This window comes from Cellulomonas sp. RIT-PI-Y, assembly GCF_025642745.1.
Taxonomy (GTDB): Bacteria; Actinomycetota; Actinomycetes; order Actinomycetales; family Cellulomonadaceae; genus Cellulomonas.
Genome location: NZ_JANZKP010000010.1, coordinates 1 through 17,107, shown reverse-complemented (window position 1 = coordinate 17,107; position 17,107 = coordinate 1). Strand labels below are relative to the sequence as shown.

At 73.5% G+C, this 17,107-nt stretch carries 18 protein-coding genes; 1 reads left to right on the top strand and 17 read right to left on the bottom strand.

Going from position 1 to position 17,107, the window contains the following annotated elements:
• Window positions 1-7: 7 nt before the first annotated feature.
• The 10 genes from OGL89_RS05325 to OGL89_RS17130 all read right to left on the bottom strand — a co-directional run bounded on the left by OGL89_RS05325 (window position 8) and on the right by OGL89_RS17130 (window position 9,689).
• Window positions 8-712 (bottom strand): GntR family transcriptional regulator, encoded by a 705-nt coding sequence (locus OGL89_RS05325; RefSeq protein ID WP_263118861.1) that lies wholly within the window; start codon window positions 710-712, stop codon window positions 8-10.
• A complete protein-coding gene (locus OGL89_RS05320; RefSeq protein WP_263118860.1) occupies window positions 709-1,476 on the bottom strand; it encodes an amidohydrolase family protein in 768 nt (255 codons plus the stop codon). The genes OGL89_RS05325 and OGL89_RS05320 overlap by 4 nt, the downstream gene beginning before the upstream one ends.
• Before the next feature lie 64 nt (window positions 1,477-1,540).
• Entirely contained in the window at window positions 1,541-2,620 is a 1,080-nt protein-coding gene (locus OGL89_RS05315; RefSeq protein ID WP_263118859.1) for an ABC transporter ATP-binding protein, read from the bottom strand.
• Window positions 2,617-3,411 carry an ABC transporter permease subunit gene (locus OGL89_RS05310; protein ID WP_263118858.1) on the bottom strand — a complete coding sequence of 265 codons (795 nt, stop codon included), beginning with the start codon at window positions 3,409-3,411 and terminating at the stop codon, window positions 2,617-2,619. Before OGL89_RS05310 ends, OGL89_RS05315 begins: the two co-directional genes overlap by 4 nt.
• Window positions 3,408-4,247, bottom strand: coding sequence for an ABC transporter permease (locus OGL89_RS05305; RefSeq protein WP_263118857.1), 840 nt, complete (start codon window positions 4,245-4,247; stop codon window positions 3,408-3,410). Before OGL89_RS05305 ends, OGL89_RS05310 begins: the two co-directional genes overlap by 4 nt.
• On the bottom strand, window positions 4,244-5,365 hold the full coding sequence (locus tag OGL89_RS05300; protein ID WP_263118856.1) for an extracellular solute-binding protein: 1,122 nt from the start codon (window positions 5,363-5,365) through the stop codon (window positions 4,244-4,246). The genes OGL89_RS05305 and OGL89_RS05300 overlap by 4 nt, the downstream gene beginning before the upstream one ends.
• A gap of 365 nt (window positions 5,366-5,730) precedes the next feature.
• Entirely contained in the window at window positions 5,731-6,384 is a 654-nt protein-coding gene (locus OGL89_RS05295) for a histidine phosphatase family protein (RefSeq protein WP_263118855.1), read from the bottom strand.
• 8 nt (window positions 6,385-6,392) lie between these two features.
• Entirely contained in the window at window positions 6,393-6,803 is a 411-nt protein-coding gene (locus OGL89_RS05290) for a hypothetical protein (RefSeq protein ID WP_263118854.1), read from the bottom strand.
• Between the two features lie 84 nt (window positions 6,804-6,887).
• Window positions 6,888-9,185 carry a sodium-translocating pyrophosphatase gene (locus tag OGL89_RS05285; protein ID WP_263118853.1) on the bottom strand — a complete coding sequence of 766 codons (2,298 nt, stop codon included), beginning with the start codon at window positions 9,183-9,185 and terminating at the stop codon, window positions 6,888-6,890.
• 150 nt (window positions 9,186-9,335) lie between these two features.
• On the bottom strand, window positions 9,336-9,689 hold the full coding sequence (locus tag OGL89_RS17130; RefSeq protein WP_263118852.1) for an STAS domain-containing protein: 354 nt from the start codon (window positions 9,687-9,689) through the stop codon (window positions 9,336-9,338).
• A 218-nt stretch (window positions 9,690-9,907) separates the two neighbouring features.
• Here OGL89_RS17130 and OGL89_RS05275 point away from each other — a divergent pair, with 218 nt between their 5' ends.
• A complete protein-coding gene (locus tag OGL89_RS05275; RefSeq protein ID WP_263118851.1) occupies window positions 9,908-12,523 on the top strand; it encodes a DEAD/DEAH box helicase in 2,616 nt (871 codons plus the stop codon).
• 89 nt (window positions 12,524-12,612) lie between these two features.
• On the opposite strand, the gene OGL89_RS05270 is transcribed toward OGL89_RS05275, so the two are convergent.
• The 7 genes from OGL89_RS05270 to OGL89_RS05240 form a co-directional block, all read right to left on the bottom strand.
• Window positions 12,613-13,056 carry an Rv3654c family TadE-like protein gene (locus tag OGL89_RS05270; protein ID WP_263118850.1) on the bottom strand — a complete coding sequence of 148 codons (444 nt, stop codon included), beginning with the start codon at window positions 13,054-13,056 and terminating at the stop codon, window positions 12,613-12,615.
• Window positions 13,057-13,069: 13 nt separating this feature from the next.
• Window positions 13,070-13,387 (bottom strand): TadE family type IV pilus minor pilin, encoded by a 318-nt coding sequence (locus OGL89_RS05265; protein ID WP_263118849.1) that lies wholly within the window; start codon window positions 13,385-13,387, stop codon window positions 13,070-13,072.
• Window positions 13,388-13,409: 22 nt separating this feature from the next.
• Complete coding sequence (locus OGL89_RS05260) at window positions 13,410-13,712, bottom strand: DUF4244 domain-containing protein (RefSeq protein WP_263118848.1); 303 nt, start codon at window positions 13,710-13,712, stop codon at window positions 13,410-13,412.
• Between the two features lie 144 nt (window positions 13,713-13,856).
• Window positions 13,857-14,378, bottom strand: coding sequence for a secretion system protein (locus OGL89_RS05255; RefSeq protein ID WP_263118846.1), 522 nt, complete (start codon window positions 14,376-14,378; stop codon window positions 13,857-13,859).
• A 107-nt stretch (window positions 14,379-14,485) separates the two neighbouring features.
• The gene (locus OGL89_RS05250) at window positions 14,486-15,160 is read right to left on the bottom strand and encodes a hypothetical protein (RefSeq protein WP_263118845.1); all 675 of its coding nucleotides are present in this window, start codon (window positions 15,158-15,160) and stop codon (window positions 14,486-14,488) included.
• Window positions 15,161-15,188: 28 nt separating this feature from the next.
• Entirely contained in the window at window positions 15,189-16,364 is a 1,176-nt protein-coding gene (locus OGL89_RS05245; RefSeq protein ID WP_263118844.1) for a TadA family conjugal transfer-associated ATPase, read from the bottom strand.
• A partial coding sequence (locus tag OGL89_RS05240) for a pilus assembly protein FlpE (protein WP_263118843.1) occupies window positions 16,361-17,107 on the bottom strand: 747 nt, incomplete at its 5' end. The genes OGL89_RS05245 and OGL89_RS05240, both read right to left, overlap by 4 nt.

Sequence of the window (17,107 nt, the reverse complement as noted above, 5' to 3'; positions counted from 1 at the left end):
GGCCCTGTCACTGGATGCTCCGGCGCAGGCTGTCACCGAACCGCTGCGGTGCCTGGCTGTAGCGCTCACAGACCCGAGCGCCGACCGCCAGCATGAACGCGTGCACCACGGCACCGACCGCCTCGCCGTCGCCCCGGGCCGCCGCGTCCCGCATCTGCCGATAGGCGGTGCTGGTGGCGTCCACGTGGTCGTCGTCCTCCCGCAGCACCTGCGGCAGTGAGTGCAGCCGGGACCGGAGCTGGTCGACCAGTTCCAGGGCGACCGCGTTGGTCGAACCCGAGTGCAGCATCTGCCGGAAGGTCCAGCCGCGCTCGAAGAACGCGTCGTAGTCGTGGGCGGCCCGGGCCTGCTCCATCTCGGCCAGCAGCCGGTCGAGCTGCTCCAGGTCGTCGGACTCCAGGGCGGGCACCGACTGCCGGTAGATCCACTCCTCGAGCACGGCGCGCATCTCGTACACGTCCATCACGGTCTCGGTGGAGAAATGGCTGACCACCGCACCGATCCGCGGCACGTGCCGGACCAGGCCCTTCTCGTGCAGCATCCGGATCGCCTCCCGGACCGGGGCGCGGGACACCCCGAGCTCCTCGCACACCTCGATCTCCCGCAGGCGGTCACCGGCAGCCCACCGGCCGGTGACGATCCCCGCGGCGATCCAGTCGGCCACCGAGGAGGTCAGCGACGACGGCGCGTCCCACCCGGTCGCGCCGCTCATGGCATCCCCAGGATGCGCTGGGCGTTACCGTGTTCGATCATCTCGCGCTCCTCGTCGCTGAGATCCGCCCCGTCGAGCACAGCGGTCAGGTCACGCACCCGCTGCTGCTTGCCGAGGCTGAAGTCGGTGCCGTAGAGGATCTTCTCCGGGGTGGCGATGTCGATCGCGTCCCGTGCCAGCCCTGGGATCAGCTTGCAGTACCGCGGCCAGGCGATGGACGTCTCCAGGTACACATTCGGGTGCTTGTGCGCGATGTAGGGCGCCGCGCCCAGCGGGTCGGCGTGCCCGGCGATGATGACCGTGTCCGGGCACATCATCGCCAGGTCGTCGATCAGCTCGACCCGGCCGTTGTCGGTGCGGCCGTTGCGCCCGAACGACGGCCCGGTGTGGAACAGGACCGGCACTCCCAGCCGTCCCGCGGCCTGCACCACCGGAGCCAGCCCCGGGTCGGCCAGGGAGAACCCCTGGATCAGCGGATGCAGCTTGAGGCCGCGCAGGCCGAGCTCCGTGACCGCGCGCTCCAGCTCCTCGATCGGGTCCTGGCGGGGGATGGAGGTGGTCTGGGCGAAGGGCACCACCGAGGCGAAGCCGATGAACCGGTCCGGCTGCTTCGCCACCAGCACGGCCACGTCGTCGTTGCTCATGTACGGGGCGATCGGCAGAACGCAGAGCCGGTCCAGGCCGACCTCGTCCATCTGCGCGACCACCTCGTCGGTCCGGTCGAGCTGAGTGTTCCAGATGTGTCCGTGCAGGTCGATGATCATCCGCGGGCCTCTCGGTGGATGTGCGGTCGGGGTGGGCAGGTCGCTGGGGTGGCGACCGGCGGACTCATGCGGCCACCAAGGGGATCGCCTCGGTCCAGTCGCACTCGACGACGATCCGGTCGCCGAGCGCCGTGGGCGTGTCGGTGCGCGAGGTGAACAGGTACAGCACCGGCGCGCCCTCGATCTGCACGCCGTAGCTGATCCCCGCGGGCTCGTACTCCACCGAGACCACCGTGGCGGTGTGCCGACTGCGGCCGGGCGATCCGGGCTCCCACTCGCCGACCGGCCGGATGCTGGTCGGTCGAAGGCAGAACGCCCCGTAAGGCTGTTCACCGGCCGGTTCGGCCGGGGTGACCTCCACCCCGAGTGCGGTGCGGTAGGAACCGGGGACGGAGCCCGCCTCCGCGTCCAGCACGGTGCCGACCGACAGGAACTCGGCGGTGTAGCGGTGTCGCGGCCGGGCGAAGACCTCGCGCGGCTCACCGCCCTCGACCACCTCCCCGGTCCGCATCACCAGGATCCGGTCGCCGAGTGCGAGCGCCTCGGCGTGGTCGTGCGTGACGTAGACGCCGGTCAGCCCCAGCTCCCGCTGCAGCCGGCGCAGTTCGCGGCGCAGTTCCACCCGGATCTGGTGATCCAGGCTGGACAACGGCTCGTCCAGCAGCAGCACCCGGGGGCGGGTGACGATCGCCCGGGCCAGCGCGACCCGCTGCTGCTGCCCGCCGGACAGCTGGGCGGGACGGCGGTCCGCCAGGTGTTCCAGCCGCACGACCCGCAGCGCCTCGGCCACCCGCACGCGCTGCTCCGCCTTGGGCACCCGCCGCATCTTCAGTCCGAAGGCCACGTTCTGGGCCACGGTCATCGACGGGAACAGCGCCCAGGTCTGGAACACCATCGAGATGTTCCGCTGGTGGGTCGGGACCCGGGTGAGGTCCTTACCCCCGATCAGCACACTGCCCTGATCCGGTTCGAGCAGCCCGGCGACCATGTTGAGCAGGGTGGTCTTGCCACAGCCCGACGGGCCGAGCAGCACCAGCATCTCCCCCTCGTCCAGGTCCACGGACGTGGCGCGCACGCCACCGCCGCCGGGGTAGGTCTTCGCCACGCCGGACAGGCGCAGGTAGGGCACGGGAGTCTCGGTCACTTCTTCGACCTTCCTGCGATCTGGGTCAGACCGCCGAGGCGTCCGACCAGCAGAGCGGCGACCAGGCCGACCACGATGAGCAGGGTGGACATCGCGGCGACGGTCGGATCGGCCCGGTACTGGATGTACTGGTACATGTAGATCGGCAACGGCGTGCTGCCCGGACGGGACAGGAACAGCGACATGCTCACGTTGTCGAAGGAGAAGATGAACAGGAACAGCGCAGCACTGGCGATGGCCGGTGCCGCCAGCGGCAGGGTGACCCGCACGAAGGCCTGCATCCGCGAGGCGCCCAGTGTCCACGCCGCCCGTTCCAGCTGCGGGCTCATCCCTGACAGCCCGGCGATCAGCACCTGCATGGCCAGGGGGATCCCGACCAGCACGTGACCGACCACGATCGACCAGACCCCGGCGTTCCCGACCCCGGCGACGCGATTGACCAGGATCAGGATCCCCAGGCCGAGCAGCACCTCCGGCACGACCAACGGTCCGAAGGTCATCGCCTGCACCGCCCGGCGCACCCGCGGAGCGCCCCGGACCACGGCCAGCGCGGCCGGCAGCGCGAGCGCGAGCCCCACCACCACGGTGATCCCGGCGATCTGCACGCTGAGACCCAGCGCCCGACGGAAGGACGGGTTGGACCACGCCGCCTCGAACCACCGGGTCGACAGGCCCTGTGGCGGGAAGACCGAATAGGCCCCGGGGTTGAACGCCATCCCCACCACCACGACCAACGGGACCAGCAGCACCACCGAGACGGTGAGGGCGAACCAGGACGGAGTGCGCCTCATCGGGACACCCCCGTGTCCCGCTGCCGGGTGGAGGCGGCCCAGAGGAAGGGCACCACCAGCACCACCAGGATCAGCGCCAGCGCGGAGCCGTACCCCCACTCCACGTCGGTGGTGACGCTGTTGTAGACCAGCTGCGGCAGGGTGAGCACCCTGCCGCCGCCCAGCATCGCCGGAAGGATGTACGACCCGGCCGAGTTGGCGAAGACCAGGATCGACCCGCCGACCAGACCGGGAACGGCACTGGGCAGCACCACGTGCAGCAGGGTGCGCAGCCGGTCGGCCCCGAGGGTGTGCGCTGCGGCGATCAGGGTGTGGTCCAGCCGGGCCAGGCTGGAGTACACCGTGATCGCCATCAACGGGAGCTGGAAGACCACCAGCCCGATCACGATGCCGGTCATCGAGTAGTTCAGCGGTAGCGCGGTCCGGATCAGGCCCAGGTCGAGCAGCGTCTGGTTGACCAGGTTCAGCGTGGCCTGGAGCCCGTAGATCCGGACCACGCCGTTGATGACCAGCGGCGCGAAGAGCAGCGACAGCATCAGCTGCCGGCCACGGGGCTTGCGCACCAGGCCGTAGGCGAAGGGCAACGCGATCACCGCGGTGACGGCCACGGCGAGCAGCGAGGTCCGCAGCGTGTTGCCCACCGCCCGCCAGAACACCGGGCTGTCGACGGCACGCAAGAAGTTCCCCGTCCCGGCGCCGCCGTCCACCGCGAGCGCGGACTGCACCACGGTGACGAACGGCCCGAGGAAGAACAGAGCGATGAACACGGTCAGCGGGCTGGCCAGCGACCAGCCGCCCCACGCCGACCGGCGGGTGGCGGTGTCGACGGCGGTCACTGGGTGAAGATCTCCTGCCAGCGCGTGGTCCACGCATCGACGTTCTCCCCGAACCAGACCCAGTCGATCGGCCAGATCTCGGCGGCGACCTCCGGGGTCTCGCGAACCTTGTCCTGGGTCTCGGCCGGCAGCTCGACGTCCCCGCGGGCGGGTGCGATCGCCGCCGCATCGGCCCAGTCGACCTGGGTCTGCGTCTCGAGCATGTAGTTGATGAAGGCGTACGCGGCATCCTTGTTCGGCGCGTCCACCGGGATCGAGATCGCCTGCAGGCTCCAGGGCGACCCGCCCTCGGGGATCACGATCTCCACGTCCTGATCGCTGAGGTCCACCCCGTAGTTCGCGAAGGTGACCGCGACCGAGGCGGTCCCGGAGGCCAGGGCGTTGATCGGCTCCGCGCTGTTGGAGTAGAGCGACTGGATGTTCGGTTCGAGCTCCTGCATCGCCTCGAAGCCGGCGTCCACGTCCTCGATGCCGTCGCCGAAGGCCTCACCCCCCGCCATCATCACGAAGAGCCCGCCGATCGACGGCGCGTTCTGGATGGTGATCTGGCCCTCCAGGCGCGGGTCCCACAGGTCCTCCCACGAGGTGATCTCGAAGGGCACCAGATCCGAGCGGTACAGGATGCCGGTGGTGCCGAAGCTGATCGGCACCGCCGCGAGCTCCCCGTCCACCGTGAGGGCGTCGAGCAGCGTGGGGTTGATGGCGTCCAGGTTCTCGATCCGCGAGGTGTCGATCGGCTCGACCAGTCCCTGCTGGAGGCTCTGGACTCCGCTGGTGCCGATGTTCCACGCCACGTCGTAGAGGCCGGGGTTCTGCTCCATCATCGCCAGCACGCTGCCGCTGTTGACGCTGTTGACCACCTCCACGCCGGTGTCCTCGGTGAAGCCGGGACTGACCTGCTGGAGAGCGGTGTCCCAGACCCCGCCCCACTCGGCGGCGGTGATGGTCCCGGACAGGCCGCCACCGGAACCGTCCCCGGACGGGACGTCGTCGCCACCCGACGAGCACGCTGCCAGGGCGACGACGGCCGCCGCTCCGAGGGCGACCGCGGCACTGGCGGGACGTCGTCGTCGGGAATCGTGCCGTCGGGGGGCGGTGCGGAAAGAGGTGGTGCGCATGGGCGTGCCCTGCCTTCCTGGTGCGGACTGCGATCGTCACGACAGCGGGCCCTACGCGCCGGCGATCCCGGGGCGAGGCACTGTGTCGATTGTCGACAATCTAGGAAGCGGATGAGTCACCGGGATTCCTCGCCGGTTAACTCTGCGTTGCGACCCGAGCCCGATCAAGGCGCGGACCTGAGGCTTCCCCGCGGGCAGCCCGCGGGTTCGCGCCGAGCCGGACGCCCGTCGCCCGTCGAACGCCCGTCGCCGAGTCCGGCACCTCGGCAGCGAGTCCGGTCGCGCGGGTACCGATCTCGGTGCGGAAGTACCGAATTCGCGCGCCGAGGGACGGCGGGCGCCGACCGGGGACGCGGCGCGCCCGGTTACGCCGGCAGCGGCTGTCCGCCGGGACCGTCGCCGGGGGTGGCGGAACGGTGCGCGACGACCTCGTCCTGCCACTGCGTGACCTGCCAGTCGCCGGGTTCGCCGACCAGGCTGACCACGCCGGTGTTGTCCAGCCAGCGGTCGGCGGCGCTGGTCGGGTCGAGGTTGGTGCCGCGCAGCACCGCCCAGAACCGGATGATCGCGCCGTGGCTGACCAGGGCGGCCTCCCGCACTCCGGTCGCGACGACCTCGGCCACCACCCGGTCGTAGCGGGCCAGGGTGTCGTGTCCCGACTCGCCGCCGGGCATCACCCGGTCCAGGTCACCGGCCGCCCAGGCCACCATGGTGCCGAGATAGCGCTCGACCGAGGGCTCGTCGGTGCGCATCTCCAGATCGCCGGCCAGGATCTCGCGCAGGTCGTGCCGGGTCAGCACCTCCAGCCCGTGCGGGGCCGCGACCTCGGCGGCGGTCTGCTGCGCCCGGGTCAGGTGCGAGGCGTAGACCGCCTGCAACGGCCGCCCGGCGAACACCCGGCCCACCGCGGCGGCCTGGCGCTCACCCTCGGCGGTCAACGGGGCGCCCGGCGCGGCGGTGTCCAGCGCGTGCGTGAGGTTGGAGGGGGTCTGGCCGTGCCGGATCAGGTGGAGCTGCATGCGGCGGATCACTCCGTGCAGTGGTCGGTGATGTACGCGGACACCCGGTCGGAGGCATCGTCCAGGTCGGTGGAGGACACCTGCTCGGAGAACTCGGTCAGCGCCGCGGCGAAGGCCTCCTGGTCATCCGGGTCGACGCCGTCCAACGAGGTGGCCAGGTCGGCGAACACCCCGCCGAGCGTCTGCCAGTCGTCCTCGATGTCGGCGGGCGGATCGACGTCGGCGAAGCCCTGGCTGATCTCGGACACGGCATCCGCGAACCCGGCGGCGTCGTCACCGAGCGCGCCGGCGGCGTCCACCTCGGCCAGCGTCGACTCCCCCTGGTCGCAGAAGGCCGTCACCTCGTCATCACCTCCACCGGAGCAGGCGGCGAGCGGGATCAGCAGGGCGAGGCCGGCGGCGGCATGGGCGAGGCGCATACGACCACCCTGCCGTACCGGGCGGCGCGGGGCGAGGTCTGCCACAGGTCCACGAGCCGGACCTCCACCCCGCGCACCCGATGCTCACACCCGCGAGTCGACCGTCTCCTCGGTGATCGCCGTGCCGGTGTCGACCCGGGCCGCCCGGAGCCGGGACATCACCACCGCACCGAAGGCCACCGCGGTCGCGACCAGGGCGATCGCCAGCCGGAGCGGCTGGTTCGCGTCGTCCCCGACGCTGATCGTGACCACCGCCGGGGCGATCAGCAGCGCGACCAGGTTCATCACCTTGATCAGCGGGTTGATCGCCGGGCCGGCGGTGTCCTTGAACGGGTCGCCGACCGTGTCACCGATCACCGCGGCCTCGTGCTCCGGGGAGCCCTTGCCGCCGAACCGGCCGTCCTCGACCAGCTTCTTCGCGTTGTCCCAGGCGCCACCGGCATTGGCCAGGAACACCGCCATCAGCACACCGGCGCTGATCGCCCCCGCCAGGAACCCGGCCAGCGGTCCGACGCCCAACCCGAAACCGACCGCGATCGGCGCGGACGCCGCCAGCAGACCGGGGGTGGCCAGCTCGCGCAGCGAGTCCCGGGTGCAGATGTCGACCACCCGGCCGTACTCCGGACGCTGCTCGCCGGTCATGATCCCGGGCAGCTCGCGGAACTGACGACGGACCTCCAGCACGATCGCGCCCGCGGCCCGGGTGACGGCGTCGATCAGCAGACCGCTGAACAGGAAGACGGTGGCCGCGCCCAGGATCACGCCGACCAGGGTGACCGGGCTGATGATCTGGTAGTCGGTCATCGCCAGCACGATGTCGCCAGGGAGCGCCGACAGGTCGAGGCCGGCGATCGCCGTGCTCACCGCGTCCGCGTAGGAGCCGAACAGGGCGGTCGCGGCCAGCACGGCGGTGGCGATCGCGATGCCCTTGGTCACGGCCTTGGTGGTGTTGCCCACCGCGTCCAGGTCGGTGAGGATCTGGGCGCCCTCGCCGGTGACGTCGCCGGACATCTCCGCGATGCCCTGGGCGTTGTCGCTGACCGGCCCGAAGGTGTCCATCGCGACGATCACGCCCACCGTGGTGAGCAGACCGCAGCCGGCCAGGGCGACCAGGAACAGCGCCAGCGCGATCGATCCCCCGGCCAGCAGGAACACCCCGCAGATCGCGGCCGCGATGATCCCCGCGGTGTAGACCGCCGACTCGAAGCCGACCCCGATCCCGGACAGCACCACGGTGGCCGCGCCGGTCCGGGTGGTCCGGGCCACGTGGAGGGTCGGCTTGGAATCAGTGCCGGTGAAGTAGCCGGTCACCCAGAGGATCAGCCCGGCCAGCAGCACCCCGATCAGCACGGCACCGGCAGCCACCCACCGCGGATCGCCGGGGTGGGCCCGCAACCCGGCGGTGCCGCCCAGGGCGTCGAAGCTCGAGGGAAGGTAGATCAGCGCGGCGACCCCGGCCAGCACCGCACCGGCGACAGCAGCGATCGCGAAGCCCCGGTTGATCGCGGTCAGCCCGCTCTCCGACCCGCGCACCCGGGTCACCAGCACGCCGAGCGCCGCGACCACCGCCCCGATCGCCGTGACCAGCAACGGGAACACCAGCCCGTGCTCACCGAACGCGGCCCGGCCCAGGATCAGCGCGGCCACCAGGGTCACCGCGTAGGACTCGAACAGGTCGGCGGCCATCCCGGCGCAGTCGCCGACGTTGTCGCCCACGTTGTCCGCGATGGTCGCCGCATTGCGGGGGTCGTCCTCCGGGATGTGCTGCTCCACCTTGCCCACCAGGTCCGCGCCGACATCCGCCGCCTTGGTGAAGATCCCGCCGCCGACCCGCATGAACATCGCCAGCAGTGCCGCGCCGAAGCCGAACCCCTCCAGCACCGCCGGGGCCTCACCGCGGTACAGCAGCACCACGGCCGCCGCACCGAGCAGCCCGAGCCCGACCACGCTCATCCCGACCACGCCACCGGTCCGCAGCGCGATCCGGGCGCCCTCCGCCCGACCGCCGGGCCGGGACGCCGCCGCGGCCACCCGGACGTTCGCCCGGGTCGCCAGCCACATGCCGAGGTAGCCGATCGACGCCGAGAACGCCGCTCCGAGCACGAAGAACACGCAGCGACCGATCTTCACGCTCGCGTCGCCGGGCAACAGCAGGAGCAGGAGCAGCACCACCACCGCGAACACGCTCAGCGTGCGCAGCTGCCGCGACAGGTAGGCCTGCGCCCCCTCCTGCACCGCGGCGGCGATCTCCCGCATGGAGGGCGTGCCCTCGTCCGCGGCGAGCACCTGGCGGCGGAGCACCACCGCCATCACCAGTGCGGCGACCGCCACCACGGCGACCACCGCGACGATGACGAGACTTCCCGAGCCGAGATCGACCATCGTTCCCCCTCGCACCACGGGGAGCACCGGGTGGCGCAGGCCGCGGCGGATCGAGCCCGGCCCCGTTGCCGAGCAGAGCAGCACTGTACGACCTCCACGCGGCCGCCCGACGTTTCCGGCGGCCCGTTCGTCCCGACGAGCTGAACCGGCTCAGTCCTCCGCGGTCCCGGGCGCGCCCAGGGCCTCCTCCCGGGTCTCCCGGATCGTGAAGACCTGGTCCAGTGAGGTGATCCGGAAGACCTTCAACAGCCGCTCGGCGTCGATCACGAGCTGTAGCTGGCCGTCCAGCCCGCGAATGCGCTTCAGGACGCCGACCAGCAGTCCGAGGCCGGTGGAGTCCATGAACCGGACCGCGGTCAGGTCGACCACCAGGTCGGTCCGACCGGACTCGACCAGTGCGGTCAGCCGCTCGCGCAGGGCCGGGGCGGTGTAGACGTCCACCTCCCCGGTGACGTCGACGACCGTCCGGCCGTTCACGGTGGTGCTCGACACAGTGACGTCCACGAATGCACTCCCCTCCCTGCTGAGAGCATTCAAACAGACGAGTGGGGGCGCAGTCTGCGGTGATTCGCCCCCTCCTCGTGCCTGCTGCGGCACCCGGTCGTGGGTCGGTCGTCGCGGGTGCCGGCGGCACGCTACCCAGGCGGTAGCGACGGTCCTCGGGCACGCCGGTCCCCGAGCGCGCCGGCACCAGGTCATGACGCAGGGGCGAGGATGGTGCCGTGGACTCACTCCTGGACCGGCTGCTGGCCGACGGCCGACGCGACGGTCGGCTGACCCACCTCCGGGAGCTCCCGCAGCGTGCCGGTCGCACCGCGCCCTGGCCCGAGTGGGCCGACCCCGCTCTGGTGGCCGGGTACCAGGTGCTCGGGGTCGATCAGCCCTGGCAGCACCAGGCGGAGGCCGCCGACGCCGCGTGGTCCGGTCGGCACACCGTCCTGTCCACGTCGACCGGGTCGGGCAAATCCCTGGCGTTCTGGCTGCCCGCACTGACCTCGGTGCGCGCGACGAGGGAGGTGCCCGCCGCCGACCGGGGCCGGATCGAGACCGTGACCCGGCGCGGATCGGTGCTGTACCTGTGCCCGACCAAGGCGCTCGCCGCCGACCAGCTCAGCGCGGTCGACCGCCTGCTGACCGCGGGCCGCATCCGGGACCTGCGGGTCTCCACCTGCGACGGGGACACCGGCCGAGAGGAACGCCGGTGGATCGCCGATCACGGCGACGTGGTGCTGACCAACCCGGACTTCCTGCACTTCGCCCTGCTCCCCCAGCACCGGCGCTGGTCACGGCTGCTCGGATCCCTGCGCTACGTGGTGCTGGACGAGTGCCATGCCTTCCGCGGGGTGTTCGGGGCGCACGTCGCGGCGGTGCTGCGGCGACTGCGGCGGCTGGCCGGGCTGTACGGCGCGGACCCGGTGTTCCTGCTGGCGTCGGCCACCACCGCCGACCCGGCCGCAAGCGCCGGACGGCTGATCGGGGTGGACCCGGACCAAGTTCACTCGGTGCACGTCGACGCCTCACCCGCGGGGCGCAAGACGATCGCGCTGTGGCAGCCGCCGGAACTGCCCGGGGTGACCGGGCCGTGGTCGGAGCTGCTCCCGGAGGAGGACCCCTGGGCGCTGCCGCTGTCCGGGGTGCCGGTGGACGTGGACCGGGTGGGGGACGGTGCGGGCGCCGACGGTCCGCCGGGCCGCGACGGCACGACCGAGGTCGCGGATGCCGGTGCTGCTGGTGCCGACGAGGCCGAGGGCGACGTGCACGGCCGCACCGGGGCCGCCACGGGCACGCCCGACCCCGTTCCCGGCGAGGGCCACGGCCCGGTCGGCACCGGGGAGGACGTGATCGCCGAGGATGCCGACCGTCCGCGCCGCTCCGCGACCGCGGAGACCGCCGAACTGCTGGCCGACCTCACCGCCGCCGGTGCGCGGACGCTGGCCTTCACCCGTTCGCGCCGGGCCGCGGAGTCGGTGGCGACCGTGACCCGCGAACGGCTGCATCCGGTGCACCCCGACCTCGCCGGGGCGGTCGCGGCGTACCGCGGCGGGTACCTGCCCGAGGAGCGGCGGGAGCTGGAGGAGGCGATCCGCACCGGCCGGTTGCGTGCGCTGGCCACCACCAACGCGCTGGAGCTCGGGGTGGACATCTCCGGACTGGACGCCGTGGTGATCGCGGGCTGGCCCGGCACCCGGGTGTCGCTGTGGCAGCAGGCCGGGCGGGCCGGACGGGCGGGCACCGACGGCCTGGTGATCCTGGTCGCCCGCGAGGACCCGCTGGACACCTACGTCGTGCACCACCCAGAGGCGGTGCTGGACGCACCGGTCGAGGCCACCGTCTTCGATCCCGGGAACCCGTACGTGCTCGCGCCGCACCTGTGCGCCGCTGCCGCCGAGACCCCGCTGCGGGCCGAGGAACTGGACCTGTTCGGACCGCACACCCGTGAGCTGCTGGACGTGCTGGTCGCGCAGGGCGCGCTGCGGCGCCGACCGTCCGGCTGGTACTGGACGCACCCGGAGTCGGCCACCCGGCTCACCGACCTGCGCGGCACCGGCGGCGATCCGGTCCGGGTGGTCGAGTCGGCCACCGGGCGCCTGCTCGGCACCGTCGACGCGGCATCCGCCGACTCCACCGTGCACGACGGCGCGGTCTACGTGCACCAGGGCGCGAGCTACGTGGTGTCCGAGCTGAACCTGACGGACGGCATCGCCCTCGCCGAGCGCCGGGACGTCGACTACGGCACCTGGTCGCGCTGGCTGACCACCGTCGAGATCCAGGAGACGCTCCAGGAGCAGCACTGGGGCCCGATCACCTGGGGATTCGGTGTGGTGGACGTGACCAGCCAGGTGATGAGCTACCAGCGCAAGCGGATCCCGGACCTGCAGATCCTCGGATCGCAGACCCTGGAGCTCCCCGCACGGACCTTGCGCACCACCGCGGTCTGGTGGACCGCGCCCGCGGAGGTCCTGGACCAGGCGGGCGTCACCCAGGAGCTCGCCCCCGGCGCCCTGCACGCCGCGGAGCACGCCTCGATCGGTCTCCTCCCGTTGCTCGCGACCTGTGATCGGTGGGACCTGGGCGGGGTCTCCACCGCGATGCACGCCGACACCGGGACGGCGACGGTCTTCGTGCACGACGCCTACCCCGGCGGCGCGGGATTCGCCGAGCGCGGGTTCGACCTGGGCGCGACCTGGCTGCGCGCCACCCGGGACGCCGTCAAGACCTGCCCGTGCCGGACCGGCTGCCCCGCCTGCGTGCAGTCGCCGAAGTGCGGTAACGGCAACAACCCGCTGGAGAAGGCGGCCGCGGTCCGGCTGCTGGACGCGGTGCTGTCGCACACCTGACCGGGGTGGGGGTTCCCGGTGGCCGCCCACCCGAGTGGCCGCTCACCCCGGTAGCCGCTCACCCCAGTGGCCGCTCACCCGGTGGCCGCTCACCCCCGGGCGCTCGCGGGACCCGCCCGTGCCGCCGCCGACGCGGCGCCGAGGACGGTGGGGACCGCGCTCCGCACCCGGAGCACCCCACCGCCCAGCAGCTCGCAGCTCTCCGGCTCGGCACCGTTCCGGCGCACGGTCTCCCGAGCCACCGCGCACCCGTCGCCCGCGGAGCGCATCGCGGTCGCCCCCGCGAGAGCACCCAGGTCGGCGGCGGTCTGCGCCACCCCGCGCGCCGACTGCGCTTGTGCGAGCAGGAGCAGCCACCCGGCCAGCAGGACCACCAGACCGAGGATCGCGATCACCAGGACCGACGCCGCGCCCCGGTCCGACGACGCGCCCCGGTCCGACGACGCGCCCCGGTCGGACGTCGCACCCCTGGCCGGCGTCGCACCTCGGTCCGACGACGCGAAGGTCCGCGACGCGTGCCCGGGCTCCGTCACCTCCGTCCCCCGCTCACGGCTCCACCCATGCCGTCGCCTCCGCCCGTACCGTGATCGCCCCGAGCACCGGAACCCGCGGCCCCAGCTCCTGGTGCACCTCGACCCGGACCCACTCGAGCGACCGCTGCACGCCCACCCGCACCTGCCCGCCGCCGACCCGTTCAGCGACCTCGGCGACCACACTGTCCGGCTCGCCCAGCGCGGCACTGCGCGCACCGGCCCGCGCCGCGTCGGCGCACCGCATCTGGGCGACCGCGCTGGAGCCGATCGCCAGCACACCGGCGATCATCAGCGTCACCACCGGGAGCAGCACCGCGAACTCGGCGGTCACCGCCCCACGGTCCCGCGCGGGCTCACACCGAGAGGGCGTCACGGACGAGTCCGGTGAGCATCTCCCGCACCTCACCCGAGGTCAGGATGACGATCAGCAGCCCGGCGAAGCCCACCGCGGCCAACAGCACCACGGCGTACTCCGCGGTCGCCATGCCCGCGTCGGCCGTCCCGGTCCGCCACCGACGTCGACGCCGTGCGTGCCGACGGTCGGCACGTGCCGGGTCCCGCAGGGCGATCACCGTGGCGAGAGGTCGTCCCTCCGTCTCCGTCGGCTCGGTCACCTGTCCCGGAGTCACCCGTGCCTGCTGCGATTCGCTGTCCATCGCTCCCTCTCCTTGGTCCGGCTCCCTGCCGGTCAGGACGACCCTGCGCCTCGTCCCGTGCGGTGCTCCAGGGCCGGCGGGAGTTCCTGTGGACCACCGGGCCGGTCCCTCGGCTGTGGACAGACGACGGCACGTCCGACGCGGTCACCAGCCCAGCCGCCCGGCGAACGAGATCAGCACCGGCACCACACCGATCAGCACGAAGGCAGGCAGGAAGCACAGCCCGAGCGGCAGCACGAGGCGCACCGCCAGGCGTGCGCACGCCTCCTGGGCCAGCCGGCGTCGCCGTCGCCGTTCCTCCACCGCCGCGGAGCGCAGTGCCGGGACCGCCGAGACCCCTGCCGTCCAGGCCGGGCCGAGCGCGTCCCGGACCGGCAGGACAACGGTCGGCGCGCCCTCCCAGGCGGTCGTCCAGTCCGAGCCGACCAGGAGCGCGGTCGCGACCCGGCACAGCACCGCACCGGCATCGCCGTCGGCTGCCCGGCGGGTGTCGCGGTCGGTGGTCCGGCGGGTGTCGCGGTCGACCGCCCAGCGGGTGTCACCGTCGGGGTCCCGGCGGGCGCCACCGTCGATCGCCCGGCCCACCGTCGACAGGGCGCGCGGCAGGTCGGCGCCGGACTCCACGGCGGTGGCGATCAGGTCGAGCACCAGCGCGGGATCGGTCACCGGCACGCCCCTGGGCGCTGGGGCGACCGACAGCCGTGACCGGTCCGGCCGCGGCAGAGCCAGGAGCACTGCCAGCAGCACGGCGGCCGCGATCACCGGGACCCCCGTCAGTCCCGCTCGGGGAACGGCGCCCCCGCGGCCCGGGTCCGCCCGACCAGTCGCCGGATCCAGGCGCGCCCGGTCAGGGCGGCGACCAGGCCGAGCACGAGGCAGGACGTGCCGACTCCGCCGTCGAGCAGCACGGTCACCGGCGAGGCCCCCACCACGGCACCGAGCAGCACGCCCCCGGCCGGGAGCCAGGTCAGCAGACGCACGGTCTGGCGCGGTCCGGCCAGCGCCGCCTCGGTCTCGGCCTCGGCCCGGTGTTCGTCCTCGACTGTGCGGACCGCCTTTTCCAGCACCGGGGCGAGCGGCGCGCCCAGTTCCGTCGCGACCCGGCAGGCCGCGATCACGTGGGCGGCGTGCCGGGCGGCGACCGGGTCGGCGTCCGCGGAGCACCGCACCGCGTCCAGCACGGCCTCGACCGTCGGCACGCCGTATGCGTCGACCCGCCGGCCGAGCACGGTCGCCCAGGCCTCGGGTGGGGAGGCCCCGGCACGGAGCCCGGCACCGACCCGGGCCAGGAGCCGCACCAGATCGCCGGTCGGCCGGGGGCGGTCCCGTCCCCGTGGACCGCGCACCGCCCCGGGCGTGCCGCACGCCGGACCCCGACCTGTCCGGGCGGACCCGCACCACACGGCGAGCCCGCACAGGCCGCCCACCACGGTGGCGACGGTGCTCATCGGCCGCACCCGGCCCGTCCGGCCGCGTTCACCCCCATCGCCCCCACCCGATCCGGTCCGCCAACCGCGCCCAGCCCGGCCCGGCGACCGCCTCCCCGCCGATCGGCGACAGCACCGCCGGTTCCACGGTCAGGTCGCCGGTGTCCCGGTCCCGACCGACGACCGCGATCTCGGTCACCCGTCGGCATCCGCCGTCGCGGCGCAGATGAACGACCGCGTGCAGCGCGCTGACCGCCTGCGTTGCCAGGGCCTCGCTCGTCATCCCGGCCAGCGCCCCCAACGCCGCCAACCGTGCGGGCACGTCCTGCGCCGCGTTCGCGTGCACCGTCGTGCAGCCGCCGTCGTGTCCGGTGTTGAGCGCACCGAGCACCTCACGCACCTCCGCGCCGCGACACTCGCCGAGCACCACGCGGTCCGGGCGCATGCGCAACGACTCCCGCACCAGGTCGGCGAGCGAGATCTCACCGGCACCCTCGACGTTGGGCCTGCGGACCAGGAGCCGGACCACGTGCGGGTGGCGAGGAGCCAGCTCGCCGGATTCCTCGATGCAGACGATCCGCTCACCCGGGTCCGCCAGCGACAGCAGCGTGGACAGCACGGTGGTCTTCCCGGTGCCGGTGGAACCGGAGACCAGCAGGTTCGCCCGCACCCGGACCAGGGCCTCGAGCACGGCGTCCACCCCGGGGGCCAGCGTGCCGCACGCGACCAGGTCCGCGGGGGTGAACGGCCGGTGACGCACCACACGCAGCGAGAGGGCGGTGCAGCCGTCGGCGACCGGCGGCAGCACGGCGTGCAGCCGGGTGCCGTCCGGCAACCGGGCGTCGACGGTCGGGCGTGCGTCGTCGAGCCGCTGCCCGCCGGTGGCAGCCAGTCGCACGGCGAGCATCCGGACCGCCGCGGCGTCGCCCAGGTCGATCGGGACGGCCTGCAGGGACCCGGCCCGGTCGATCCAGACGTCGCGCGGACCGTTGACCAGGACATCGGTGACCTCCGGGTCGTCCAGCAGCGGTTGCAAGGGCCCGGCTCCGAGCAGCTCCGCACGCAGACCGACCACCACCTGCTCCGCGGCCGCGCTGCCGACCACGGCGCCGGTCTCCCGCAGCGCGGCGGCGAGCCGCTCGGGGGTGACCGGTCCGGTCCCGCGCGCCACCCGGTCCCGGACCGCGGCGAGCAGGGCGTCGTCCACCGCCCGGTCGGCGCTCATCCGAGCAGCCGTGCCAGACGACGGAGCCGACGGCGCAGCACGGGTCCGGCGACCGGGCCGACCCCCGCGTCCACCGCGCGGGCCACCGCCCGTCCGCCGGGCAGCTCGCCCCACCACGACCGGTCGAGCGCCGCAGCGATCTCCGGCCCACCCAGTCCGCCCGGGGACGGCCGCCGGGTGACGACCCCGACCCGCACACCGGACGGCAGCCGCGGCAGCAGGACGCGGGCCCCGGCCACCGCGGGGATGTCCCGGGGCACGAGGAGCACCACCCGGTCGCAGTGCTCCAGCGCCGGGCAGGTGCCCGCGCCGACCGCGGCCCGGTCCAGGTCGACGACCACGGTGGCGTGCCCCTGCCGCAGCGCCCGGAGCACATCGGACTCGACCCCGCCGGGGATCGGACCGGGCCGGGTGTCGTCCGGGGACAGGACCCGGCACCGGCGCCAGCGCGGCAGCACCCCGGCCAGGTGCTCCGGATCCACCACCCCGCGCGCCTCGGCCAGGTCGGGCCAGCGCAGACCGGTGCCGTGCTCGGTGCCCAGGACCGCGTCCAGCGCCGGACCCCGCCCCACCTGCACCAGCGCGGTCAGACCCGCCCGGGCGCAGGTGAGCGCGAGCAGCGCGGCGAGGGTCGAGGAACCGGCACCGCCGCGAGCGCCGAGCACCCCGACCGCGCCCGCCACCGCCGCAGCGCCCCGAGCCGCGCCCCAGGTCCCGCCTTCGCCGCTCCACGGGCTCCGCAC